Source organism: Streptomyces sp. NPDC002463 (genome assembly GCF_042889835.1).
GTDB classification, from domain to species: Bacteria; Actinomycetota; Actinomycetes; order Streptomycetales; family Streptomycetaceae; genus Streptomyces; species Streptomyces nymphaeiformis.
This window is the reverse complement of sequence record NZ_JBIARL010000001.1, coordinates 421,422-444,568: the sequence shown is the minus strand read 5'-3', so window position 1 is coordinate 444,568 and position 23,147 is coordinate 421,422. Positions and strand designations below refer to the sequence as shown.

Below are 23,147 nucleotides of genomic sequence, written 5' to 3'. Positions count from 1 at the left end.
TTCGTTGCGGCGGAAATGGCAGCGGCGTGAATATCGGCCGTTCGGGTGAAAACGGCGCGGGGAAAGGGTGGTCGGCGCATTAGCATCCGGTTGCATGACCACTTCCAACGTCGTCTCCTCGGCGCGCAGCGCCTCTCCGCTGGGAACTCTCACGGTGATTCCGTGGGCCAGCGAGCCCTCCGCCGATTCGGCGGGAACGCCGTTCCTGATGGCCTATTCGCTCGGTGACGGCCGGGACGGTCCGGAGGCCGGGCAGCAGGCGATGCGCGCGGCCCTGGAGTCGATGAAGCTCTCGGTCGGCGACCGGCTCTTCGACCTGGAGAAGGACGCCGGGATCAACGCCACGCTGCTCGTCGAGGGCGGCTCCGCCGTGCTCACGCTGCCCTTCCTGAAGGTGCAGTGCCCGGTGCCGGACGAGTGGCAGGCGGCCGCCCGCGAGCAGGGCAAGGTCTACTTCCTCTGCTCCGTACGGCCCTGGTCCGAAGGCGTGCCCGGACAGCCCGTCGACGAGGCCATGCTGCGGGCCTTCGTCTCGGACGAGGAGACGCTCGCCGACTGCGCCCACGTCCTGCTGCCGGTCCGCCGCATCCAGGGCTGAGCGGGAGGAGCCGCGTCATGGCGACGGTGAACGTACGGGACGGGGTGCCGGGTCAGCGGCAGGACGAGACCGCGCAGGAGACCGGCGGGCCGATCGGTGCGAGCCGGGCCCTGGCCTGGCTGCTGCTCGTCACCGGCGCGGCGGGCGTGCTCGCCGGCTGGGTCATCACGATCGACAAGTTCCTGCTCCTGGAGGACCCCGGCTTCCAGCCCGGATGCAGCCTGAACCCGGTCGTGTCCTGCGGCAACATCATGAAGAGCGCACAGGCGTCGGTGTTCGGCTTCCCGAACCCGATGCTCGGGCTCGTCACGTACGCCGTCGTCGTCGCCGTCGGTGCCGGGCTCCTCGCCGGGGCCCGTTACCGGGGCTGGTTCTGGCTCGGCCTCAACGCCGGGATGCTGTTCGGGGTCGGCTTCTGCACCTGGCTGATGTACCAGTCGCTGTACGAGATCAACTCGCTCTGCCTGTGGTGCTGCCTGGCCTGGACCGCCACCATCACCATGTTCTGGTACGTCACCGCGCACAACGTCCGGGAGCGCGTGCTGCCCGCCCCGGCGGCGCTGCGGACCTTCCTCGGCGAGTTCGCCTTCGCCCTGCCCGTCCTGCACATCGGGATCATCGGGATGCTGATCCTGACCCGCTGGTGGGACTTCTGGACCAGCTGACGTGAGCCGACCCCCCGCCCGGCTCCCCTGGTCGACCTGGCCGCGGGCCGCACTGACCGTGCTGCTCGCGGCCGTTGCCGTACTCCTCCTCGTGACCGACCGGATCCCGCCCGGCGGCCGCCACGACGGGACGGAGCCCGCGCCCGAGCAACAGCCGCTGCCGGGCGTCCCGTCGGGGTTCTTCACCGGCTCCGACGAGGCCGGGGTGCGGCGGATCGCGCAGGTGCAGGCCTGGCTCGGCGGGGACTCGCTGACCGTCGGCCACACCTATCTGCCGGGCGACCGCTGGTCCAACATCGAGGGGCATCCGGCGCTGTTCGGGCCCTGGGCGCGCTGGAAGGCCGAAAGACCGGGGCGGCTCTTCGTCCTCAACGTGCCGCTGCTCGACCGCAACGAGGCCGGGCTGCCGGACACCGAGGTGCGGGCCGGGCTGCGGCGGGGCGCGGACGGCGCGTTCGACGGGCACTTCCGGACGCTGGGGGAGCGGCTGGTGGCGCAGGGGCTCGGCGACGCGGTCCTCGTGCTCGGCTGGGAGATGAACGGCACCACGTACAGCCATCGCTGCCGGCCGGACCCGACGGCCTGGAAGGCGTACTGGCGGCGGGTGGTGGGGGTACTGCGCGGGGTGCCGGGGCAGCGGTTCCGCTTCGACTTCACCCCGAGCCGCGGGCTCGACGCCATCCCGTGGCCGCACTGCTACCCGGGGGACGACGTCGTCGACATCATCGGGATGGACGCCTACGACCAGCCCGCCGGGCTCTCCTTCGAGGAGCAGGTGTACGAGGAGTACGGGCTCGCGCACCACGTGCGGTTCGCGGCGGCGCACGGCAAGCCCGTCTCGTACCCGGAGTGGGGGCTCTTCAGGAACGGGGACAACCCGGCGTACGTGCGGGGGATGCTGGACTGGTTCGCGGCGTACCGGCCCGTGTACCAGACCGTCACCGACTACTGCCCGCACGGGGTGTGGCAGTGCGACGCCAATCCGGAGTCGGCGCGGATCGTCAGGGGTGCGCTGGGACCCGGGGCGTCAGGCCGGTCTTGAGAGTGTCGACGGTGGCGTCCAGGAGGGCGACGAGGTCGTCGGTGCGGTTGCGTTCGGCCCAGTACAGGACCGCCTCGCGCAGGGCGCCGAGGGCCGACGCCGTGAAGATCCGTACCTCCAGGTCGTCCGCGTCCCGGCCGGTGCGGTCGGCGATCGCGCGGGCCAGGCGGCGGCCGGTCTCCGCGGTGGTCTCGGTGAGCCGGGCGCGGACGGCGGGGATCTCCGCCATGAGCCGGGCCCGCAGCAGGGTGTCCTCGGGCTCCTCGTCGAGGGAGGCGCGAACGGCTTCGAGGACGACCGCCCGGAGCGAGTCGAGCGGTTCCTCGGCGGCGGGGCGGGCGCGCAGCCGGGCTTCGAGCTCCTCGTCGTTCTCGGCGGTGAGGAGGATGTCCTCCCGGACCGGGAAGTAGCGCACGACCGTGGAGGGGGAGACCTCGGCGGCCGCGGCGATGCGCTCGGTGGTGGCGGCGTCCCAGCCCTGCTCGGCGGCGAGCCGGTAGGTGGCCTGCCGGATCGCCGCGCGGGTCTTCGCCTTCTTGCGTTCGCGCAGGCTCATGGAGCCCATTGTCCCAGGTCGGACGGGCCGGTCAGGCGTGCTGGTAGGCCACCAGCGAGATGCCGACGTAGTGGACGATGAAGGCCGCGAGGGTCAGCGAGTGGAAGACCTCGTGGAAGCCGAACCAGCGCGGCGAGGGGTTCGGGCGCTTGATGCCGTAGATGACGCCGCCCGCGCTGTAGAGCAGTCCGCCGACGACGACGAGGACGAGGACCGCGATGCCGCCCGCGCGCATGAAGTCGGGCAGGAAGAAGACGGCGGCCCAGCCCATCGCGATGTAGCAGGGCGTGTACAGCCAGCGAGGGGCGCCGACCCAGAAGACGCGGAAGGCGATGCCGGCGGCGGCCGCGGCCCACACCGCCCACATGAGCGGCTTCGCCGTGGAGTCGGGGAGCAGCAGCAGGGTGAGCGGGGTGTAGGTGCCCGCGATGATCAGGAAGATGTTGGCGTGGTCGAGGCGCCGGAGCACGGCCTCGGCGCGCGGGCCCCAGTTGCCGCGGTGGTAGAGCGCGCTGATGCCGAAGAGCAGGCAGGCGGTGAGCACGTAGATCCCGCAGGCGATGCGGGCGCGGGGCGAGTCGGAGAGGGCGACGAGGGTGAGGCCCGCGACGATCACGGCGGGGAACATGCCCGCGTGCAGCCATCCCCTGAGCCGGGGCTTCGTCGGGAGCGGCACGGTGCGCTCGGTGGTCACTTCCGGCGTGGCTGCAGTCATGGGACGGAATCCTAGCTACGCCCCCGTAGGTACCGGATATGAGTGGCGATGCTCACGTGTGCACCCCCCTGGACATATGGGCGTATCCATCGGATGATCAAATGAGTGCGGTCGGCACCGGATGAGCAGCTACGAAGCATCCGGGTCGCGGCCCCCACGGGGCAGACATCTAAAAAACCCCTCAACAAGGAGCAATCGTGGCGCGCGACAACGCGGCTCCCACCGACGTCCCCACCCAGCACCAGGAGCTCGTCTCCTGGGTGAACGAGATCGCCGAGATCACCCAGCCCGACAGCATCGTCTGGTGCGACGGGTCCGAGGCCGAGTACGAGCGCCTCTGCGAGGAGCTCGTCGCCAAGGGGACCTTCAAGAAGCTCGACCCGGTCAAGCGCCCGAACTCCTACTACGCCGCCTCCGACCCGTCCGACGTCGCGCGCGTCGAGGACCGGACCTTCATCTGCTCCGAGAAGGAGGAGGACGCGGGCCCGACCAACCACTGGAAGGCCCCGGCGGAGATGAAGGACATCTTCGCGGGCGAGAAGGGCATCTTCCGCGGCTCCATGAAGGGCCGCACCATGTACGTCGTGCCCTTCTGCATGGGCCCGGTCGGCTCGGAACTCTCCGCCATCGGCGTCGAGATCACCGACTCCGCGTACGTCGCCGTCTCCATGCGCACCATGACCCGCATGGGACAGGCCGTCCTCGACGAGCTCGGCACCGACGGCTTCTTCGTCAAGGCCGTCCACACCCTCGGCGCGCCGCTCGCCGAGGGCGAGGCCGACGTGCCGTGGCCCTGCAACACCACCAAGTACATCTCGCACTTCCCCGAGACCCGCGAGATCTGGTCGTACGGCTCGGGCTACGGCGGCAACGCCCTGCTCGGCAAGAAGTGCTACGCGCTCCGCATCGCCTCCGTCATGGCGCGTGACGAGGGCTGGCTCGCCGAGCACATGCTCATCCTGAAGCTCACCCCGCCGCAGGGCGAGGCCAAGTACGTCGCCGCCGCCTTCCCGTCGGCCTGCGGCAAGACCAACCTCGCCATGCTGGAGCCGACCATCCCCGGCTGGACCGTGGAGACCATCGGCGACGACATCGCCTGGATGCGCTTCGGCGAGGACGGCCGCCTCTACGCGATCAACCCCGAGGCCGGCTTCTTCGGCGTCGCGCCCGGCACCGGCGAGCACACCAACGCCAACGCCATGAAGACCATGTGGGGCAACTCCGTCTTCACGAACGTCGCGCTCACCGACGACGGCGACGTGTGGTGGGAGGGCATGACCGAAGAGGCGCCCAAGCACCTCATCGACTGGAAGGGCAACGACTGGACGCCGGAGTCCGAGACCCCGGCCGCCCACCCGAACGCCCGCTTCACCGTCCCGGCCGGGCAGTGCCCGATCATCGCGCCGGAGTGGGAGGACCCGAAGGGCGTGCCGATCTCGGCGATCCTCTTCGGCGGCCGCCGCGCCTCCGCCGTCCCGCTGGTCACCGAGTCCTTCGACTGGAACCACGGCGTCTTCCTCGGTGCGAACGTCGCCTCCGAGAAGACCGCCGCCGCCGAGGGCAAGGTCGGCGAGCTGCGCCGCGACCCCTTCGCCATGCTGCCGTTCTGCGGCTACAACATGGGCGACTACATGGCGCACTGGGTCAAGGTCGGCGCCAACGCGGACGCCGCGAAGCTCCCGAAGATCTACTACGTGAACTGGTTCCGCAAGAACGACGCCGGCAAGTTCGTCTGGCCCGGCTTCGGCGAGAACAGCCGCGTCCTGAAGTGGATCGTCGAGCGCCTCGACGGCAAGGCCGAGGGCGTCGAGACCCCGATCGGCATCCTGCCGACCGCCGAGTCCCTGGACACCGAGGGCCTGGACCTGCCGGCCGAGGACCTCGAGTTCCTCCTCAAGGTCGACCGTGACGTGTGGCGCGAAGAGGCCGCCCTCGTCCCCGACCACCTGAACACCTTCGGCGACCACACGCCGAAGGAGCTGTGGGACCAGTACAACGCGCTCGTGGAGCGCCTCGGCTAGTCCCCCCCCGAACTCGTGGTGGGTTGCCCCGAACTACCGCCCTGACCAGTGGGGTCACGACGGCTCATCACGACGCAACCGGCCCCCGGAGCCCCCTCAGGCTCCGGGGGCCGGCGCATGTCTAGGTGCCGCGTTCCTCCACGTACCGCGTGTGGATCTCCTGGCGGATCGCCTCCGCGTCCCTGAGCGCGGCGGCGATGGCCGTCGCCTCCTCGTGGAGCGCGGTCAGCTGCCGTTCGAGGTGGGCCTCCGGCGGCTCGCCTCCCGGCGTGAACCGCGACCACCACCGTGTCCGTACGAAGGTGTCGACCGCCTCCGGGACGTCCTGCCGCACCGCGCGGGCCAGGACGTGCAGGTGCTCCGGGTCGCTCACCCAGCCCGGTTCGAGCAGGGCCTCGATCAGGGTGTCGAGCGCGGTGAGCCGCTCGCGGGCGGACGGCGGCAGCTCCACCTCGGTCAGGTACGCGCGCAGGGTCGCGAAATCGGCCCGCAGGGCGTCGAGTTGCTCGTCCGCGGACGGGAAGCTCGGGGTGTCGGGCCGCTCGGGCGGGGCGATCAGCGCCCCCGCCGCGTACAGCCCCCCGATCACCAGCGGCCACAGCCCGCCCGCGGCGCCGGTGAGGGTGATCCCCACACCGGCCAGACCGCAGACGCTGCCGGTGATGTTCTTCCGGGACTCGAGGTACCCGAACAGGCGGCTACTGGTACCCACGGATCTCCTCGAACGCGCCGTCGAGCGAACCCTGGGTGGCGTCGAAGAGCTTTCCGCCGGTCAGGCCCGCGATGTGGTCGAGCTCGCCCCGGTCGGAGTCCCCGAAGAGGACCGGGAAGACCGGCGTGCGCTGCTGCGCGGCCGGGAGGGAGCGGTAGAAGGTGTCGAAGGCGGACGCCGGATTGCCGTCGGTGTTCTCCCCGTCCGTCATCAGGACGACCGAGGTGAAGGTGTCGGACGGCGCCTTGCCGTTCGGGGCCTTTCCGAGGAAGCGGTACGCCTCCTGGAGGCTGGAGTAGATCGCCGTGCCGCCCGAGGCCGAGAGCTTCCCGGCGTCGTCCCGGATCGCGTCGAGCGCGGCCTTCGGGGAGGCCGGGTCGACCGTGCGCGTACGGACCTCGCCCTGCTTCACCGAGGAGCCGAAGGGCATCAGGGTCACCTCCTCCCGGTCCCGGAAGTCGGAGGTCAGCTCGGCGAGCGCGGACTTCAGCCGGTCGAGCCGTTCGCCGCCCATGGAGCCCGAGGTGTCGAGCACGTAGACCGTGCGGGAGGGCCGGCGCAGGGTGTTGTCGTACGCGTCGAGCAGGCCGTCGGCGACCGCCCGGCTGCCCGGGAACGGCAGCTCGCGGCGCGGGTCACGGGCGAGCGCGGAGGCCGGGCGGACCCCGGCGACGACCGGGCGGCGCAGGGTCGTCTCGGTGATCCGCCGCTGGGCGCCCGGGGTGCGCAGGTACGTGGTGAGCCGGGCCGCCGCCTCCTTCGCCTCCGGGCGGGCGGAGGTCAGCAGGGTGAGCGGGTAGTCGGCGGTCACGACACCGTCGGACGGCCGGATCACGGTCAGCTTCTCGGGCGCGGACAGCAGCACGGACTCGTAGTTCACGAGCGCGTCGACGTCGGTGCGGCGGGTGTACGCGGTGGCGAGCCAGCCCGAGGAGCCCGAGGTCAGCTTCTGGCCCGTGAAGAACTCCTTGAGCTTCGGGGCGGCCTTGCGCACGTCCGCCCCGGTCAGCGCGGACTGGGCGCCGGAGAGCCCGGAGGCGACCGACACGAGCGCGGAGAAACCGGAGTTGGAGCGCTTCGGGTCCGTCATGCCGTACGTCAGCCTGCCGTCGGCGACCGCCCGGTGCAGCTGCGACCAGGTCACCTTCGCCGGGTCCCAGCCGAGCCGGGCGACCGTGGCGGGCCGCACGCCGAGCGCCACCGGAGAGGTCATGATCGGCGTCTCGTTGGTGATCTTCTTCGCCGTGTCGGGACGGAGCCGGAGGTAGTCGTTCGAGGAGAGCCAGACGGCGTCGAAGCCCTTGTCCGCCTCGCCGGACGCGATGCGCTCGACGGCGTCCAGGGTGCCGGCGTAGGTGGGGCGGACGGTGACTCCGGTCGCCTTGGCGGCCTCGTCGAGGACGGGGCCCATGTCGGCCAGCTCGGAGGAGGCGAGGACCCGGAGGGTGCCGGTCTTGTACTCCGTGCCCTGCTGGTCGGGGCCGCCGCCGCTTCCACCGCCGTCTCCGCCGGAGCAGGCGGTGGCGAGGAGCGCGAGCGCGAGGAGGGCGGTGCCGGCGCGGGCGGCGGTCGTGCCGCGCGGGGCCGTCGTGGCGCGGGCACTGCTGCGGCTGCCCGCGAGGCGGGCGACGGTGCCGGCCGCCGTGCGGCGCAGTCGCGCGGCGACGCGTCGGGCGGGTCTCGGGGTGGCGTGGTTCACGAGAGGCCACCCTCCAGGGCGCCGTTGCGGCGGCTGCGGTCCAAGTGGGCGCTCGCCTCCTGGAGTTCGGCCGTCAGGGACTCGATCGTCGCCGCCATCGACTCCGTCGCCTGCGCCTTGTACGTGTCGATGGCGTCGAGCGTCCGGTAGATCTGCTGGAAGGCGGTGCGCAGTGTCTCCGCGCCCACCGCCGGGTCCGCCGCGATCCGCTGGATCTCGCCGGCCTGCTGCTCGATCGCCTCGGCGTTGCGCCGGACGATCTCCTCGGTCGTCCGGCCCAGCGCGGTCACCTGCTCGGTGACCTTCCGCTGGTTCTGGAGCGCCGAGGCGAGCATCACCGCGATCCGCAGCGCCTGCAGGGTCGTCGTCGCGGCCCGGTCGACGCCCTTGATCAGCTCGTCGTTGTTCCGGCGGACGACGTCCATCGCCAGGTATCCCTGGGCGCAGACGGCGAGCTGGGTCAGCAGGTCCTGGTGCTTCTGCCGGACCGGGAAGAGGACGTCGGCGCGGAGCGCGTCCGCCTGGGCCGGGTCGGGGGTCTGCGCGATGCGCTCCTCCACGGCCGCGTCGAGCGCGTCGGTGAGCACCGCGTACTCCTGGAGCTTGCCCATGGTCTCCCACAGCCGGGCCCGCTCGGTCTGCAACGCGGCGTTGTCGCGGCGTAGTTCGTCCTGGCCGCCGCGCAGCGAATCGACGATCCGGTTCAACGTGGCCTGCGAGGAGGCGTACTTGGCGACGTGATCGCGGAACCTGTTGCCGCCGGGCAGCTTCGAGAGCAGTCCCTTGAAGCCCTTGCCGGGGGTGTCCCGGGGGTCCAGGTCCTCGACGGTGCGGCGGAGTTCGACGAGGGAGGAGCCGACGCGGGTCTGCGTGTCGCCGCCGCCCGCGCCCTCGCCGAGGGAGCGGATCGTGCGGTCCAGCATGCGGTTCGACTGGTTCGCGGCGGAGCGGATCTCGCCCGCGCCGAGCGCCGCGATCTCGCCGATGCGGCCGGCGAACTCGGGGGAGCGCGGGTCGAGTCCGGACAGCGAGCCGACGTACTCGTCGGCCCGGCGGGACATCTCCGTACGGACCGACTCGTCCAGCGGCACCAGGCCGGAGGCCTGCTCGGCGCGGACGACCGGCACGGGCTCGGGCGGGGTGAGGACGAGCGGGGCGTCCTGCTCGGGCGGGGTCAGGGCCATCGTTCTTCTCGGATCGGCGGGCGTGGTCATGCGGTGTCCCCCTGGTCGCGGGCCCGCAGCGCCATCTCGTGCAGCACCTTGCTGGTGGGCACGGGCGCCTGGCGGACTCCGGTCAGCGTCTGGTTGAGGTATGCGGAGTGGCCGTCGGTCGCGGCGGTGAACTCGCTCGCCGCGCCCTGCGGGCGGAAGCCGTGGCGGACCGCGAGCTTGCGCAGCTCGGGGTCGGTGGAGAGGAGTTCCCCGAGCCTGCGGCCGTTCTCGGTGAGCGGTACGAGGGTGTGGTCGCTGTTGACCGTGGTGTCCGGGTAGAGGACGACCAGGTCGCCCATCGGCCGTCCGGCGAGCAGCTGCGAGGCGACCTGCGACTCGTACACGAGGACGAGCGGGTTGCCGACGCCGCTGACGAAGTCCCGGAAGGGCGCGTCCGAACTCGACTGCTGGGCGCCCTGCACCTGGACGAGCTTGTGCATGAGCGGGGCCGTGCGGTCGACGGCGGCCTTGTCGCCCGCGACCCGCCCGCCGTCGGCGACGTAGCTGGCGGCGGCGAGGTAGAGGGCGCCGGAGCTGGAGGCGACCGGGTCGGTGGAGGTGATGAAGAGGGTGCCGCTCAGCTCGGCGTGTCCGGCTGAGCCCTTGAGCTGCTGCCAGGTCCGGTCGGCGCGGGCCGCCGCGAGGTAGGCGTCCATCTTCAGGGTGCCGCTCGTGCCGCGCGGGCCGAGGGCCGCCAGGCCGTTGGCGGCGAGGACCTGCGCGGCGGCGCTGTGCGCGACGACGACGAGCGGCGAGTAGAACGGCCGCAGCGGGGCGCTGGCCGCCTTGTCCTTCGTCTTCTGCTGCGCCTTCGCGCGCAGTTCGTCGGCCGGGCCCTTGGAGGACGGGAAGGCGAAGTCGTAGCCTTCGAGCGGCAGTTCCTCCATGTCCCAGGACCCGGAGGTCTCGGTGGTCACGGTGAAGCCCTCGGCGGCCAGGGCCTTCACGACCTGCGGATCGGCGAAGAACTCGGCCTTCTCCGATCCGATGACTCCTCGCACGGTCTTCGTTGCCGTGCCTGTGTCCTTGTCGCCGCCCGTCACGAGGACGGCGGCCACGCCGCCGAGGAGCAGGACGGCCAGGACGATTCCCAGGATGCGTCTCACGCGGGCAGCGTGCTCGCGGAAACCCACGTTCCAGGGGGAGTTGGGTGTACGGGGGGTGAAGGAGCGATCCCGGTACCGAACCGGAGCGGGGGGTACCGTGGCCCCCTGCACGGAGGGGGTGGCGGGATGCCGCGTTGGACGGTCGTGTTGCTGGTGGTGATGGGGGCGCTGGTCGTGCTGGTGCCGGTCGGTGGAATCGCCGCGTACATCCATGCCTCGGGGAAGAACCACGAGGACATGCGGTTCCCGTCCGACGACGTGACGGTGGCGCGGTGCGCCCTCGACCCGGCCACGGGGCGGCCGGTGGCCGAACTGTCGGTCACCAGCCGGGCGGCCCGCGAGGGCACCTACACGGTGACGGTGGAGTTCCAGGACGAGCGGGAGAAGGCCGTCGACCGGGGGGTCGGTACCGTCGAGGGTCTCGCGATCGGGGCGACCGGCCGGACGAAGGCCGTGGGTGCGAGGGCGTACGCGGGGGGCGTGCCGCAGTGCGTCGTCCACGACGCCGAGTTCCGGTCGACGGAACCGGTGGCGACCGCCGGCCCGTGAGGCGTTCCGGGCGGTGTCCTGTCGGGTGTGCCGGTTGGGTGGCGCCCGGTCCGCGTGGTTCGTGCCACGCGGACCGGGGCCGTCAGGGGGCGGCGACCAGGGTTTCCCCGGCCAGCGCCGCGGTGTGCGCGTCCATGCGCCCGGCGGCGAGGATCGCGGCGGCCGTGTCGGCCCGGGAGGCGGCGACGACCAGTGCGCGGCCCGCGAGGGCGTGCGCCCTGCGGTGCAGGTCCTGCGCGGACGCGCGGCTCAGTCCGGCGTGCCGCGCGGGCGGAGCGCCACGCAGCCGCGCCACCTGCCGGGCGATGAGCTCGCCCGCCTCCGTGTCGCCCAGCTCGTCGGTGACGGCGAGCAGGGCGGCGAGGTGTCCGGCGAGCTGGATGTCCAGCTCCTCCTCGCGGGAGCGGTGCGGGTACGTGTCCTGGGCGTCGTCGGCCATCCGGTGGACCGACTTCGCGCGGATCGGTTCGTACATGGGGATGGCCTCCTGAGGTGCTCTGAAGGCCATCCTAGCTTAGATTCGATCTAAAGTTGAGCGATGTCCGGACTCTGGAACCGGGTCGGACCGGCCCCGGCTCAGGGCTGGCTGTAGCCGTCCAGGAACCGCCCGATCCGCGTCACCGCGTCCGCCAGGTCCGCGGCCGTCGGCAGCGTGACGATCCGGAAGTGGTCGGGCTCGTGCCAGTTGAAGCCCGTCCCGTGCACGACCATGATCTTCTCGGCCCGCAGCAGGTCCAGGACCATCTGCCGGTCGTCCTTGATCTTGTAGACGTTCGGGTCGAGACGCGGGAAGAGGTACAGCGCGCCCTTCGGCTTCACGCACGTCACGCCCGGGATCTGCGTGAGCAGCTCGTACGCCGTGTCCCGCTGCTCCAGGAGCCGCCCGCCCGGCAGCACCAGGTCCTCGATCGACTGCCGGCCCTGGAGCGCGGCGGCCACCGCGTGCTGCGCCGGCATGTTCGCGCAGAGGCGCATGTTGGCGAGGATCGTGAGGCCCTCGATGTACGAGGACGCGTGGTGCTTCGGGCCGCAGACCGCGAGCCAGCCCGAGCGGAAACCGGCCACCCGGTAGTTCTTGCTCATCCCGTTGAAGGTGAGGCAGAGCAGGTCGGGGGCGATCGCGGCGGTCGGGGTGTGCGTGGTGCCGTCGTAGAGGATCTTGTCGTAGATCTCGTCCGAGCAGACGACCAGGTTGTGCCGCCGGGCGATCTCCGTCAGCGAGCGGAGCATCTCGTCGTCGTAGACGGCGCCCGTCGGGTTGTTCGGGTTGATGATCACGATCGCCTTGGTGCGGTCGGTGATCTTCCGCTCGATGTCCGCGAGGTCCGGCATCCAGTCCGCCTGCTCGTCGCAGCGGTAGTGCACGGCCGTACCGCCCGCGAGCGAGACCGAGGCGGTCCACAGCGGATAGTCCGGGGCCGGGACGAGGACCTCGTCGCCGTCGTCGAGGAGCGCCTGCATCGCCATCTGGATCAGCTCGGAGACGCCGTTGCCGAGGTAGATGTCCTCGACGGAGAGCGGGATGCCCTTGGTCTCGTAGTGGCTCATGATCGCGCGGCGGGCCGAGAGCAGCCCCTTCGCGTCGCCGTAGCCGTGCGCCTCGGAGAGGTTGCGGAGCACGTCCTCGAGGATGGCGGGCGGACACTCGAAGCCGAAGGCGGCCGGATTGCCCGTGTTCAGCTTGAGGATGCGATGACCCGCAGCCTCAAGCCGCATCGCCTCTTCGAGCACCGGACCCCGGATTTCGTAACAGACGTTGGCGAGCTTCGTGGACTGGATCACCTGCATGACGAGAGCTTACGGCGGGGGCGGCCGGGACGCGGAGTGTTTTGGGACACGTCGGACAGTCGGGGCGGGCGGGTGGGGTTGCGCGGCGGTCCGCGGGGTGGGCTGCGCGGCGGCTGTGACCCGGATCGCATCCGCGGTGCCGGGCTCCCTACAATCCGGGCCATGAGCCACCACGATCCCGGAGCCGCCGGACCCCGGCGCGCCCGCCGCCGCCATGCCTCCGCACGCCGGGGCCGCGGCGCGGTCTGGCTGCTCGCAGGAGGCGGCGTCACCGTCCTCGGGCTCGCGGGCGCGCTGCTCGCCGGCGGCCTCGGCAAGAGCGGCGGCACCCGGTCCCCCGTCGACGACGGGGCGGACGGGCCGCCCGCGCTGATCCAGTCCGACCCGTCCGCCGACCCGTCGGGGACCTCCGGTTCCCCGGGCGGCGGCGCCACGTCCGTGCCCGGCCGCACGGGCACGACCGCGCCCACCGTGAAGACCACGGCGACGACTGCTCCGTCCGGGGCCGCGACCACCGCCCCGGACGCCACGACGACGGCCCGGCCGTCCGCCACCGCTTCGGACGACGCCCAGCCGGTGAAGCCGGGGAAGGGACGGGGCTCGGGCCGGCGCCCGAGGTAGCTCGGGGCGGGGGAGGTTCCGGGGTCGGGATAGGTTGGCCCGTCATGTGGGTTTTCAGTGCCTCCGGATGCCGGTGGCTGGGTGCGGGCGGGTCGCTCGCCGTCGCCGTCGGCGGGTACGCGGCCGGCACCCTGCCGGTCCTCGGCGGCGGGCCGCTGTGGCAGCCGCGCGGCTCCGCGCTCACCGTCGCCGGCGCGGTCCTCGCGTACCTCGGTCTGACCCTGCTCGTCGCCGCCTGGTGGCGTTACGGCGTCCTCCTCGCCCGCGGCCTGCGCGACGGGGTCCTCACGACCCTCGCCTGCTGGACCGCGCCGCTGCTCCTCGCGCCGCCGCTGCACAGCGCCGACGTCTACAGCTACATCGCCCAGGGCGGGATGGTCCTGTCGGGCCACGACGTGTACGGGGCCGGGCCCTCGGTCCTAGGACCCGGCGACCCCGGGGCCGAGGCGGCGGCGAGCGTCGGGGGGAACTGGACCGACACGCCCGCGCCGTACGGGCCCGCCTTCCTGCTCCTCGCCGCGGCGGTCGTGAAGGCGACCGGCGGGGCGATCGTGCCCTCCGTCCTCGGCCTGCGGCTCGTCGCCCTCGCCGCGCTCGCCCTGATCGTGTGGGCGGTCCGCGGCCTCGGCGGCGGCGAGGGAGGTCTGTGGCTGGCCGCGCTCAACCCGCTGCTCCTCGTCCACGTCGTCGGCGGCATGCACAACGACGGGCTGATGATCGGCCTCATGCTCGGCGGCGTCCTCCTCGCCACGCGTGGTCGGTGGGTGCTCGGCTCCGTCCTCGTGGGCCTCGCGATGATGGTGAAGTCCCCGGCGGCGGTGGCGCTGCTGTTCATCGGGGTGATGATCGCGCGCGGGGGCGGCGTGCGGGGGCTGCTGAAGGGGCTGGTTCTGCCGGGGGCCGTCGCGGGGGCGGTGGCGGCGGGGGCGTCGGTCCTGGCCGGGACGGGCTTCGGCTGGCTGCGGACGCAGGGCGTGGCCGGTGCCATCCACACGCCGCTGTCCTTGACGAGTGACCTCGGGCTCGGTCTCGGGGTGCTCCTCACCGGCGAGCCGGACCCGGTCAGGGGCGTGTTCCAGAAGCTGGGTCTCGTCGTGGCGCTGGTGGCCGTCGCGGGCCTTGCGTGGCGGGCGTACCGGGGGCGGATCGATCCCGTGCTCGGGCTTGGACTGTCGCTGGTGGCGCTTGTGGTGCTGTCGCCGATGGTTCAGCCGTGGTACCTGCTGTGGGGGACGGTCGTCGTCGCGGCGGTGGCCTGGCGGAGTCGGGTGGGGCAGGTGCTGGCGGTGCTGTCGGCGGCACTGGCGTACGAGACCCAGCCCTCGGGCCACACGCCTTGGTACGGGTTCGTGCTGGCGGGCGCGGTGCTGGGGCTCGGTCTCCTGTGGGCGCGGCGGGAGCAGTGGGGGAGCGACCCGGTGAAGGATGCCGCTCCGGTGGGCGCGGGGCGGTAGGGACGGGACCTCTCAGGCGCGGCGGATCGATCTTCCCGCCAACACGTCCGTCCTCCTGCCGTCCTCCATGACGAACCTGCCGTCGATCAGGACGTGGGGGATGCCCACCGGGAGGCTGCGGGGGTTCTCGTACGTCGCGCCTGACGCGACCGTCTTCGGGTCGAAGAGGACCAGGTCCGCCGCGTAGCCCTCCTTCACCAGGCCGCGGTCCGGGAGGCGGAGGCGGGCTGCCGGGCGGGAGGTGAGGTGGGCGACGCACTCCTCCAGGGTGAGGACGCCGAGGTCGCGTACGTACCGGCCCAGGTACTCCGGGAACGTGCCGTACGCGCGCGGGTGCGGCTTGAGGCCGTGGAGGATGCCGTCCGAGCCGCCCGTGTGCACCCGGTGGCGCATGATCGTGCGGACGTTCTCCTCGTGGCCCACGTGCTGGAGGATCGTCGTGCCCAGGCGGTCCTCCAGGAGGAGGCGGCGGGCTGCGGGCCAGTCGGGTACGCGGCTGCCCACCTGACCCGTCAGGGCCGGGTTCGTGACGCCCGCGATCTCGATCGTCCTCCAGTCGACCGGCACCCCGTGGCAGCCGTCCGAGCCGAGGTCCTCCAGGTGGTGCCTGATCCGCTCCGCCGTGGCGGGGTCGCGGAGGCGGTCCAGCGTCGCGTCCGGGCCGCCTTCGCCCGCCCAGCTCGGGAGCAGCGCGAGCAGGGTCGTGCTGCCCGGGGTGTACGGGTACGTGTCGAGGGTGATGTCGGCGCCCGCGGCGAGGGCCTCGTCGAGGAGGGAGAGGAGCTCCGGGGCCCTGCCCTCGTTCACGTCGAAGTTCATCGTGGCGTGCGCCAGGTGGAGGGCGCAGCCCGCCTCCCGGGTGAGCGTCACCATCTCCTGGTACGCGCGGAGCGCCCCCGCGCCGTACGAGCGGTGGTGCGGGCAGTAGTAGCCGCCGTACTCCGCCACCACCCGGCACAGCTCGGTGAGCTCGGCGTCCGGCGCGTACATCCCGGGCGTGTAGGTGAGGCCGGACGACATGCCGACCGCGCCCTGTTCCAGGCCTTCGGCGACCAGCTGCCGCATGCGGTTCAGCTCGTGCTCCGTCGCCGGCCGGTCCTCCCAGCCCATCGCGTACATCCGGACCGTGCCCTGGGGGACGAGGTACGCGGCGTTCACCGCGATGCCCCGGTCCAGGCGGTCCAGGTACTCGCCGACCGTGCGCCAGTCGAGGTCGAGGTCGGAGCCGTCGCCGTTCCAGCCGGTGATCGCCCGGCGGACCTCGGCGAGCGTGCGGTCGTCGACGGGGGCGTACGACAGTCCGTCCTGGCCCAGGACTTCGAGGGTCACGCCCTGTGCGGCCTTCGCGCTGTGGTCCGGGTCGCGGAGCAGCGCGAGGTCGCTGTGGGCGTGCATGTCGATGAAGCCGGGGGAGAGGACGAGGCCCTCCGCGTCCAGGACGCGGCGGGCGGTGGGGCGCTGGCAGCCGGCCGCCGCGGCCTCCTTGACGATCGAGACGATCCGGCCGCCCTCGATCCCGACGTCGGCCCGGTAGGAGTCGCCGCCGCTGCCGTCGACGACGTCCGCGTCGCGGAAGACGAGATCCATGCCCCTGTCCTTTGCCCTTTGCCGACTAGAAGAAGGTGCGGATGTGGTCGACCACCGTGCCGTCCGCCTCGACGACGGGGATCAGCTGCCACTTGTCGAAGATCGTGCACGGGTGGGACAGGCCCATGCCCACCCAGTCGCCGACCTCCAGGTCCGTGTCCGGTGCGGTGGCCAGCCAGGTGTGCTGGTCGGAGAGGCCCGTCACGGTGATGCCCGCCGCGGGGCGGATCTCACCCGTGCGGGCGTCCCGGACGACCTGCGCCTCGGGGAGGTGCAGGTCGTGGGCGGCGTCCCGCTTGCCCGCGTTGGTGAAGGCCTGCTCGTCGGTGGGCCGGGAGACGACCTGCGACCACAGCCGGAACGCGGGCTGGAGGGCGCCCTCCTCGGGGATCCGGTTGAAGGGGGTGCGGTCGCGGTACTGGCCGTCGTCGTGCGAGACGTACGCGCCGGAACGCAGCAGCTTCAGGACGGGGAGGGAGAGGCCGGGGATCTCCGCGAAGACGTCGGCGACCGTGTCGAACCACTCGCTGCCGCCCGCGCTCACCACGATCTCGCCGATGGCCGGGTCGAAGCGGCCCGCCTTGTCGAAGTCGGCCGCGAGCCCCACGAGCCGCTCTAGCCACACGCGCACCGAGTCGGCGTCGGCGCCGGGCATCGTGCCCTCGTAGCCGGCGACGCCGACGAGGCGCAGGGTGGCGGTGGCCGCGACCGCGTCGGCGACGGCCACGCACTCCGCCTCCGTCCGTACGCCGGTACGTCCCTTCGCGCCGGCGGCCAGCTCGACGACCACGTCCACGGGGCGGACCGCACCGGCCGCGCCGAGGGCCTCGTCCATCAGCTCGACGCCGCGCACCGAGTCGACGTAGCAGATGAAGCGGAAGTCGGGGTCGGCGTCGAGCTCGGCGGCGAGCCAGCGCAGGGCGACGGCGTCCACGAGCTCGTTGCCCAGGAAGATCCGGGAGATGCCGTGGGCGCGGTAGACGCGGGCCTGGTGGGGGACGGCGGCGGTGATGCCCCAGGCACCGTGCTCCAGCTGCCGCTCGAAGAGCTGCGGGGCCATGGAGGTCTTGCCGTGCGGGGCGAAGGCGAGGCCGTGGCGCTCGGCGTAGGTCTCCAGGAGGCGCAGGTTGTGCTCGACGGACTCGGCGGAGAGGGCGAGGACCGGGGTGGTGAAGCCGCCGGTGAAGAGGTTGCGCCGCTGGGCGGAGAGCTCGCCGACGGTCAGGCCCTCGGCGTCCGGGGGCAGGGCCTTGAAGCGGTGGTCGACGCGCTCGTTCGCCAGGTCGGGCATGAGGCCTCCTCATCGGGGCGTTGCGGGATGTGCAACGCTCATTGCGCACAGTGCTCAAGGCTGTCTAACATCCGGGCCGAGGCCGGGTCAATGGACCCGTATGAGCCACTACGAGTCGTGGGGAGTCGAGAGTGAGCGGAGGCGGGCGGGCGGACGTCGTCGGCGATGCCGTCTGTGACGTCGTCTGTCTCGGCGAGTCCATGGTGACCTTCCTGCCCTCCCGGCCGGGCCGCCTCGCCGACGTCCCCTCCTTCACCCGCGCGATCGGCGGCGCCGAGTCCAACGTCGCGTGCGCGCTCGCCGCCGTCGGACACCGCGTCCGCTGGGTCGGCCGCGTCGGCCGCGACGGCTTCGGCGACCACCTCGTCGACACGATCGCGTCGTACGGGGTCGACGTCGGCACGGTCGGGCGCGACCCGGACCGGCCGACCGGGGTCTACTTCCGCACCGACTCGGACCGGGCGACGTCCGCCCACGAGGTCGTCTACTACCGGGCCGGGTCCGCGGCCTCGGCGATGTCGCCCGCGACCGTGTCGTACGAGTCCGTCGCCGACGCGCGGATCCTCCACCTCACGGGCATCACGGCCGCGCTGTCCGCGTCCTGCCTCGCCCTCGTGCGGGAGCTCACCGCGCCGCGTCCGGGGCGGCCGCTGGTCTCGTTCGACGTGAACCACCGGCCGGGGCTGTGGCGCGAGGGCGGTGCGGCCGAGGTGCTGCTGTCGCTGGCGCGGCGGGCGGACATCGTGTTCGTGGGGGCGGACGAGGCGGCGGCGCTGTGGGGCGTCGCCGACCCGGCCGCGATTCGGGAGGTGCTGGCGGAGCCGGCGGTCGTGGTCGTGAAGGGGGGTGGGGAGGGGGCGGTGGGGTTCGAGCGCTGCGCGGCTTCTTTCCCCACCCCTCCCCCTACGCCTGGCGGCGTGGGGGGACCCCCACTTCCCGAACCGGGGCTCCGCCCCGGACCCCGCGCCTCGAAAGTCGGCGGGGCTGAAGTTTCCGCCCGCCGGGCGGAAACTCGGCCTGCCCGGCGTCTGAGGGCACGGCCGAAGGCCGTACGGGGGTCCGGGGGCTTGCCCCCGGTTCGGGAAGCGGCGGGGTGGGGAACGGCCCCGCGCAGCGGCCCCGAACCCGTACCCGCCGCGCCCGCACCCGGCACCCCCGCCGACCCCCCGCCCCGCGGACGCGACGCCCTCACCCCCGCTCCCGCCCCCCACGTCACCGTCCTCTCCCCCGTCGGCGCCGGGGACGCCTTCGCCGCCGGGTTCCTCTCCGCCACCCTCCGCGGCCTCGGCATGAAAGACCGGCTGCGGCACGGGCATCTCGCCGCCGCCGCCGTGCTCACCGTGCCCGGGGACTTCGCCGCGCCGCCCCGCCGTGACCTCGCCGACCGCCTCGTCGCGCTCGACGACGTCGCCTGGGGCACACTTCACCTCGGCCCCGGCTGGACGGGGGACGACCAGGAGGTACGTACGCCATGAGCCAGACCGTCGACCGGGCGCTCAGCATCCTGCCGCTGCTCGCCCAGGGGCCCGCCGATCTCGGGCAGGTCGCCGAGCGGCTCGGTGTGCACAAGTCCACGGCGCTGCGGCTGTTGCGCACGCTCCACGAGCACGGTCTGGTCCACCGGCAACAGGACCAGCGCTACCGCCTCGGCGCACGCCTGTTCGCGCTCGCGCAGGAGGCCGTGGAGAACCTCGACGTCCGCGACATCGCCCACCCGTACCTCGCCGCGCTCAACGAGCGGATCGGGCACACGATCCACCTCGCGGTGTACGAGGAGGGCGAGGTGGTCTACATCGACAAGGTGGAGAGCCGCTACCCGGTCCGCATGTACTCCCGCATCGGCAAGCCCGTCGCGATCACCGTCGCCGCCGTCGCGAAGCTGCTCCTCGCCGACCTGCCCGAGCCGGAGCGCCGTGCCGTCGCCGCGAGGCTCGACTACCCCCCGTACACGCCCCGTTCGACGCCGAACGCCGCCGCCTTCCTCAAGGAGCTGGCGACCGTGCGCGAGCAGGGGTGGGCCACCGACCTCGGCGGCCACGAGGAGTCCATCAACTGCGTCGGCGCGCCCATCCGGGGCGCCGACGGGCGGGTCGTCGCCGCGATGTCGGTCTCGGCGCCGAACGTGGTGGTCACCGCCGAGGAACTCCTCACCCTCCTCCCGCAGGTGCGCAGCACCGCGGAAGCCATCAGCCGCGAGTACTCCGGCAGCCCCGCCGTGAGCGACACGAAGGACGTGAAGGACAGCGCATGAGCGAGAAGACCGCGATCACCCCCGCCACCCACACCACCCCGCCCGCGAAGTTCTCGCACGGCGTGCGGAAGGGCAACATCCTGCAGGTCGCCGGCCAGGTCGGCTTCCTGCCCGCCGTCGAGGGCCAGGCCCCGACGGTCGCGGGTCCGACCCTGCGCGAGCAGACCCTGCAGACCTTCGCCAACGTCAAGGCGATCCTGGAGGAGGGCGGCGCGAGCTGGGACGACGTGATGATGATGCGCGTCTACCTCACGGACGTGGACCACTTCGCCGAGATGAACGCGATCTACAACCAGTACTTCCAGGAGGAGGGCCTCAAGGCCCCCGCCGCCGCCCGCACCACGGTCTACGTCGGCCTCCCGGCCGGTCTGCTCATCGAGATCGACGCGCTCGCCGTTCTCGGCTGAGACGGGACGCGGAGGTGCCCCGGCGATGGGCCGCCGGGGCACCTCCTCACGTACGGGCCGTCAGGCCGCGCAGTACTGCGCCTGCTTGCCGATCGAGCGGTACATGCAGTCCGCGTTCTCCAGGAGCTGGAGGACGGCGTCGCGGTTGCGGCTCGTCTCGCGTTCGATGACCTCGTCGGGCGGGTAGAAGCCGCCGCCGCCGTTCGACGGGTACATCTCGAAGGTGTACGCGAAGATCTTCTGCGTGCCCCACAGGTAGTCGTCGATCGAGCCGTCCGTGATGTACAGGTCGCTGGACTGCTCGGGCGTGTAGCCGTTGCTCGCCGCCATCGACTGGCCGATCGTCGCGAAGGCGTCGCGGTCGTCCTGGGTCATGCCGGTGGTGGTGTTGGCCGTGGTCCAGCCGAAGGGCCAGAGGACCAGCTCGCTGTACGTGTGGAAGTCGATGGCCGCCGTGATCTGCTGCTTGCCGCCGACCACCCGGGAGCGGACGAAGTCGGCGACGACCTTCACCTCGGGGGCGGACTCGGGGGCCGCGCCCCGGTAGGTCTCGGAGCTCTTCGTGCCGGAGGAGCCGCCGCAGCAGCCCCACTTGAAGTCCCAGTTCCGGTTCAGGTCCGTGCCGATGTACGAGGAGCCGGAGTTCGGCTGGCGGTTCTTGCGCCAGCTGCGGTACGAGCCGCTCGCGATGTCGTACTCGCCGCCGTCCGGGTTGAGGTCCGGGACGATCCAGATCTCGCGGTTGTTCACCATGTTCGTGATCCGGGAGTCCGTGCCGTAGCCCGCGCCGAACTCGCGCAGCAGGTAGAGCGCCATCTCGACGGTGAGGTGCTCGCGGGCGTGCTGGTGGTGGGTGAAGAGGACCTCGGGCTCGTTCTCGTCGGTGGCGACGTTGTCGCTGACCTTGATGGCGACGATGTCCCGACCCTGGTACGTCTTTCCGATGACCTGCTTGCGCATGATGTTCGGGTAGGCCGCCAGGCGCTGGTCGATCTCCGTGTTCATCTCCGCGTAGTTGTGGTACTTCGCGTCGGCGGAGGGGAAGTCGAGCGGGCCGGCCGTCTTGTCGGCCTCGGTGCTGCGGTTCGGCGGCCCCGGCAGGGCGACCGGCTCGTAGCCGAGTGCCTTGAGGCGCGCGAGCTGTTCGGTGTTGGCGCTGACGACGACCGAGCGGGCGTCGACCTCGTCGATCGAGACGCCGGTGGCGGTCAGCGCGGTGCGGGCGGCCGGGGTGGACGGTCCGGCGATCTCGTACTGCCGGATCACCTCCTCGGCCCCGGAGGCGATGCGGGCGGAGGCCGGCGCCGGGTCGGCCCCGGCGGGCGTGGTGAGCGCGGAGAGGGGCGCCGCGAGGGCGAGCGCCACGAGGGCCGCGAGGGTTGCGGACCTTCTGCCGCGTGTGGGACGTCGCATGCTGGCTCCTGGGTGGGGAGTGTGGGGGAGTGCGACCAAGTCGTGCGGGTGTCCGGGCACATGGTCCGGCTATGTCATGGACCGGTCAAGATGGGGAGTTCGGCCATACTGTCCCGCGTGGGGACCCTCATCGGTAGATATGTCATCGAGCACAAACTAGGTGAAGGCGGCATGGGCACCGTCTATCTCGCCCGTTCGCGCGGCGGGCGCGCCGTCGCCGTCAAGGTCGCACGGCCGGAACTCGCCTCCGACCCGTCCTTCCGCGCCCGCTTCCGCGCCGAGGTCGCCGCGGCCCGGCAGGTCGGCGGCTTCCACACCGCGCAGGTCGTCGACGCCGACCCCGAGGCGGAGGCCCCCTGGCTCGCCACCGCCTACATCCCCGGCCCCACCCTCTCCGGACTCGTCACCGCCGAGGGCCCCATGGGCGAGAAGCGGCTCCGATCCCTCGGGGCCGCGCTCGCCGAGGCCCTGGAGGCGATCCACGCCTGCGGGCTCGTCCACCGGGACCTCAAGCCCGGCAACATCGTCATGGCCTCCGACGGGCCCCGCGTCCTCGACTTCGGGATCGCCCGCGCCCTGGAGTCGACCCGCCTCACCGCCACCGGCAGCGCCTTCGGCACCCCCGGCTACCTCGCCCCCGAACAGGCGCTCGGCGAGGAGGTCACCGGTGCCGCCGACGTGTTCGCCCTCGGCGCCGTCCTCGTCGCCGCCGCCGGCGGGCGGCCCTTCGGGGAGGGGACGCCGATGGGGCTCATGTACCGGTCGGTGCACGAGGCCCCCGACCTCCGTGCCGTACCGGAGGCACTGCGCCCGCTCGTCGGCCGCTGCCTCGCCAAGGACCCGGCCGAACGGCCCACGCCGGACGCCATCATGGACGAGCTGATGGAGGGGGCGGGGACGCCGGGGACACCGGAGGTGCCGGAGGGGACGGAGGCGTCCGTGGTGCCGGACCCCCGGGTGCCCACGGAGCCCTCCATCGGTGTGCAGGACGCGATCCCCGCGCCCGCAGAGGCCCGGGACGCGATCCCCGCGCCGGTGGAGGTCCAGGACGTTGTCCCCGCCCCCGTGTCCCGTCCCCCCGCCCCCGTCCCGTATCCCCCCACTTCCTACGTACCGCCGCCGCCCCTCCTGGCCCCCGCCCCCGCGCCGGAGTTCACCGCCGCCGACCGGAACTCCGGGATCGCCGTCGACGGGAGCGGGGTGTCCCTGCACTTCTTCGGCGAGGAGGCCGACTTCCTCTGGAGCGAGATCGGGGCCGTACGGTACGACCGCATCCGCCGCGACCGGGTGCTGCGCGTCGCCGTCACCCTCTACGACGGCTCGGTGTACGACTGCGAGGTCGACGGCCGACGCGCCTCCCGGGTCGACGAGTGGATCCGGCAGCTCGACCCGGTGCTGCGCCACTACCTGCCCGCGTGACTCGGCCTTCCGCGTGACGAGACGGCGCAGCGCCGCCGG

22 protein-coding genes are annotated in these 23,147 nt (G+C 72.5%); 11 read left to right on the top strand and 11 right to left on the bottom strand.

What is annotated here, in order from left to right; translation table 11 throughout:
* Positions 1-94: 94 nt before the first annotated feature.
* From ACFYX3_RS01985 to ACFYX3_RS01975, 3 genes are read left to right on the top strand one after another with little or no spacing between them, the layout of a single operon-like run.
* Complete coding sequence (locus ACFYX3_RS01985; protein ID WP_376591986.1) at positions 95-598, top strand: DUF5949 family protein; 504 nt, start codon at positions 95-97, stop codon at positions 596-598.
* 17 nt (positions 599-615) lie between these two features.
* Positions 616-1,263: a vitamin K epoxide reductase family protein gene (locus tag ACFYX3_RS01980; RefSeq protein ID WP_382655484.1), complete on the top strand. Its 648-nt coding sequence runs from the start codon at positions 616-618 to the stop codon at positions 1,261-1,263.
* 1 nt (position 1,264) lies between these two features.
* Positions 1,265-2,305 carry a glycoside hydrolase family 26 protein gene (locus ACFYX3_RS01975; protein WP_389007172.1) on the top strand — a complete coding sequence of 347 codons (1,041 nt, stop codon included), beginning with the start codon at positions 1,265-1,267 and terminating at the stop codon, positions 2,303-2,305.
* On the opposite strand, the gene ACFYX3_RS01970 is transcribed toward ACFYX3_RS01975, so the two are convergent.
* Together ACFYX3_RS01970 and ACFYX3_RS01965 are read right to left on the bottom strand one after the other, a co-directional pair.
* On the bottom strand, positions 2,265-2,861 hold the full coding sequence (locus ACFYX3_RS01970; RefSeq protein ID WP_389007170.1) for a TetR/AcrR family transcriptional regulator: 597 nt from the start codon (positions 2,859-2,861) through the stop codon (positions 2,265-2,267). The two genes, ACFYX3_RS01975 and ACFYX3_RS01970, sit on opposite strands and share 41 nt — an antisense overlap.
* 31 nt (positions 2,862-2,892) lie before the next feature.
* Positions 2,893-3,576 carry a hemolysin III family protein gene (locus ACFYX3_RS01965; RefSeq protein ID WP_389007168.1) on the bottom strand — a complete coding sequence of 228 codons (684 nt, stop codon included), beginning with the start codon at positions 3,574-3,576 and terminating at the stop codon, positions 2,893-2,895.
* A 197-nt stretch (positions 3,577-3,773) separates the two neighbouring features.
* Here ACFYX3_RS01965 and ACFYX3_RS01960 point away from each other — a divergent pair, with 197 nt between their 5' ends.
* Positions 3,774-5,597, top strand: a complete 1,824-nt coding sequence (locus ACFYX3_RS01960) for a phosphoenolpyruvate carboxykinase (GTP) (RefSeq protein WP_116159118.1) — start codon at positions 3,774-3,776, stop codon at positions 5,595-5,597.
* Positions 5,598-5,718: 121 nt separating this feature from the next.
* Here the strand turns inward: ACFYX3_RS01960 and ACFYX3_RS01955 are convergent, their stop codons facing one another.
* From ACFYX3_RS01955 to ACFYX3_RS01940, 4 genes are read right to left on the bottom strand one after another with little or no spacing between them, the layout of a single operon-like run.
* On the bottom strand, positions 5,719-6,309 hold the full coding sequence (locus ACFYX3_RS01955; RefSeq protein ID WP_382655496.1) for a hypothetical protein: 591 nt from the start codon (positions 6,307-6,309) through the stop codon (positions 5,719-5,721).
* A complete protein-coding gene (locus ACFYX3_RS01950; protein WP_389007165.1) occupies positions 6,296-8,008 on the bottom strand; it encodes a substrate-binding domain-containing protein in 1,713 nt (570 codons plus the stop codon). Before ACFYX3_RS01950 ends, ACFYX3_RS01955 begins: the two co-directional genes overlap by 14 nt.
* Positions 8,005-9,222 (bottom strand): toxic anion resistance protein, encoded by a 1,218-nt coding sequence (locus ACFYX3_RS01945; RefSeq protein ID WP_389007163.1) that lies wholly within the window; start codon positions 9,220-9,222, stop codon positions 8,005-8,007. Before ACFYX3_RS01945 ends, ACFYX3_RS01950 begins: the two co-directional genes overlap by 4 nt.
* Positions 9,219-10,355 carry a hypothetical protein gene (locus ACFYX3_RS01940; RefSeq protein WP_389007161.1) on the bottom strand — a complete coding sequence of 379 codons (1,137 nt, stop codon included), beginning with the start codon at positions 10,353-10,355 and terminating at the stop codon, positions 9,219-9,221. Before ACFYX3_RS01940 ends, ACFYX3_RS01945 begins: the two co-directional genes overlap by 4 nt.
* 99 nt (positions 10,356-10,454) lie before the next feature.
* On the opposite strand from ACFYX3_RS01940, the gene ACFYX3_RS01935 reads away from it, so the two are divergent.
* On the top strand, positions 10,455-10,877 hold the full coding sequence (locus ACFYX3_RS01935; RefSeq protein WP_389007159.1) for a hypothetical protein: 423 nt from the start codon (positions 10,455-10,457) through the stop codon (positions 10,875-10,877).
* An 82-nt stretch (positions 10,878-10,959) separates the two neighbouring features.
* On the opposite strand, the gene ACFYX3_RS01930 is transcribed toward ACFYX3_RS01935, so the two are convergent.
* Both ACFYX3_RS01930 and ACFYX3_RS01925 read right to left on the bottom strand, forming a co-directional pair.
* Positions 10,960-11,352 (bottom strand): hypothetical protein, encoded by a 393-nt coding sequence (locus ACFYX3_RS01930; protein WP_389007157.1) that lies wholly within the window; start codon positions 11,350-11,352, stop codon positions 10,960-10,962.
* A 101-nt stretch (positions 11,353-11,453) separates the two neighbouring features.
* Positions 11,454-12,665 carry a pyridoxal phosphate-dependent aminotransferase gene (locus ACFYX3_RS01925; protein WP_382655508.1) on the bottom strand — a complete coding sequence of 404 codons (1,212 nt, stop codon included), beginning with the start codon at positions 12,663-12,665 and terminating at the stop codon, positions 11,454-11,456.
* 162 nt (positions 12,666-12,827) lie between these two features.
* On the opposite strand from ACFYX3_RS01925, the gene ACFYX3_RS01920 reads away from it, so the two are divergent.
* Complete coding sequence (locus ACFYX3_RS01920) at positions 12,828-13,286, top strand: hypothetical protein (RefSeq protein ID WP_389007154.1); 459 nt, start codon at positions 12,828-12,830, stop codon at positions 13,284-13,286.
* 44 nt (positions 13,287-13,330) lie between these two features.
* The gene (mptB, locus tag ACFYX3_RS01915) at positions 13,331-14,740 is read left to right on the top strand and encodes a polyprenol phosphomannose-dependent alpha 1,6 mannosyltransferase MptB (RefSeq protein ID WP_389007152.1); all 1,410 of its coding nucleotides are present in this window, start codon (positions 13,331-13,333) and stop codon (positions 14,738-14,740) included.
* A gap of 12 nt (positions 14,741-14,752) precedes the next feature.
* On the opposite strand, the gene ACFYX3_RS01910 is transcribed toward mptB, so the two are convergent.
* Entirely contained in the window at positions 14,753-16,327 is a 1,575-nt protein-coding gene (locus ACFYX3_RS01910) for an amidohydrolase family protein (RefSeq protein WP_389007150.1), read from the bottom strand.
* A gap of 25 nt (positions 16,328-16,352) precedes the next feature.
* Complete coding sequence (locus ACFYX3_RS01905; protein WP_376591957.1) at positions 16,353-17,618, bottom strand: alanine racemase; 1,266 nt, start codon at positions 17,616-17,618, stop codon at positions 16,353-16,355.
* A 131-nt stretch (positions 17,619-17,749) separates the two neighbouring features.
* Here ACFYX3_RS01905 and ACFYX3_RS01900 point away from each other — a divergent pair, with 131 nt between their 5' ends.
* The 3 genes from ACFYX3_RS01900 to ACFYX3_RS01890 are packed head-to-tail and all read left to right on the top strand — an operon-like array spanning position 17,750 to position 20,276.
* The gene (locus ACFYX3_RS01900; protein ID WP_389007147.1) at positions 17,750-19,093 is read left to right on the top strand and encodes a sugar kinase; all 1,344 of its coding nucleotides are present in this window, start codon (positions 17,750-17,752) and stop codon (positions 19,091-19,093) included.
* Complete coding sequence (locus ACFYX3_RS01895; protein ID WP_389007145.1) at positions 19,090-19,869, top strand: IclR family transcriptional regulator; 780 nt, start codon at positions 19,090-19,092, stop codon at positions 19,867-19,869. Before ACFYX3_RS01900 ends, ACFYX3_RS01895 begins: the two co-directional genes overlap by 4 nt.
* The gene (locus tag ACFYX3_RS01890; RefSeq protein WP_389007143.1) at positions 19,866-20,276 is read left to right on the top strand and encodes a RidA family protein; all 411 of its coding nucleotides are present in this window, start codon (positions 19,866-19,868) and stop codon (positions 20,274-20,276) included. Before ACFYX3_RS01895 ends, ACFYX3_RS01890 begins: the two co-directional genes overlap by 4 nt.
* 60 nt (positions 20,277-20,336) lie before the next feature.
* Here the strand turns inward: ACFYX3_RS01890 and ACFYX3_RS01885 are convergent, their stop codons facing one another.
* Positions 20,337-21,689: a M14 family metallopeptidase gene (locus ACFYX3_RS01885; RefSeq protein WP_389007141.1), complete on the bottom strand. Its 1,353-nt coding sequence runs from the start codon at positions 21,687-21,689 to the stop codon at positions 20,337-20,339.
* A gap of 90 nt (positions 21,690-21,779) precedes the next feature.
* Here ACFYX3_RS01885 and ACFYX3_RS01880 point away from each other — a divergent pair, with 90 nt between their 5' ends.
* Positions 21,780-23,108 (top strand): serine/threonine-protein kinase, encoded by a 1,329-nt coding sequence (locus tag ACFYX3_RS01880; protein WP_389007138.1) that lies wholly within the window; start codon positions 21,780-21,782, stop codon positions 23,106-23,108.
* Positions 23,109-23,147 lie beyond the last annotated feature (39 nt).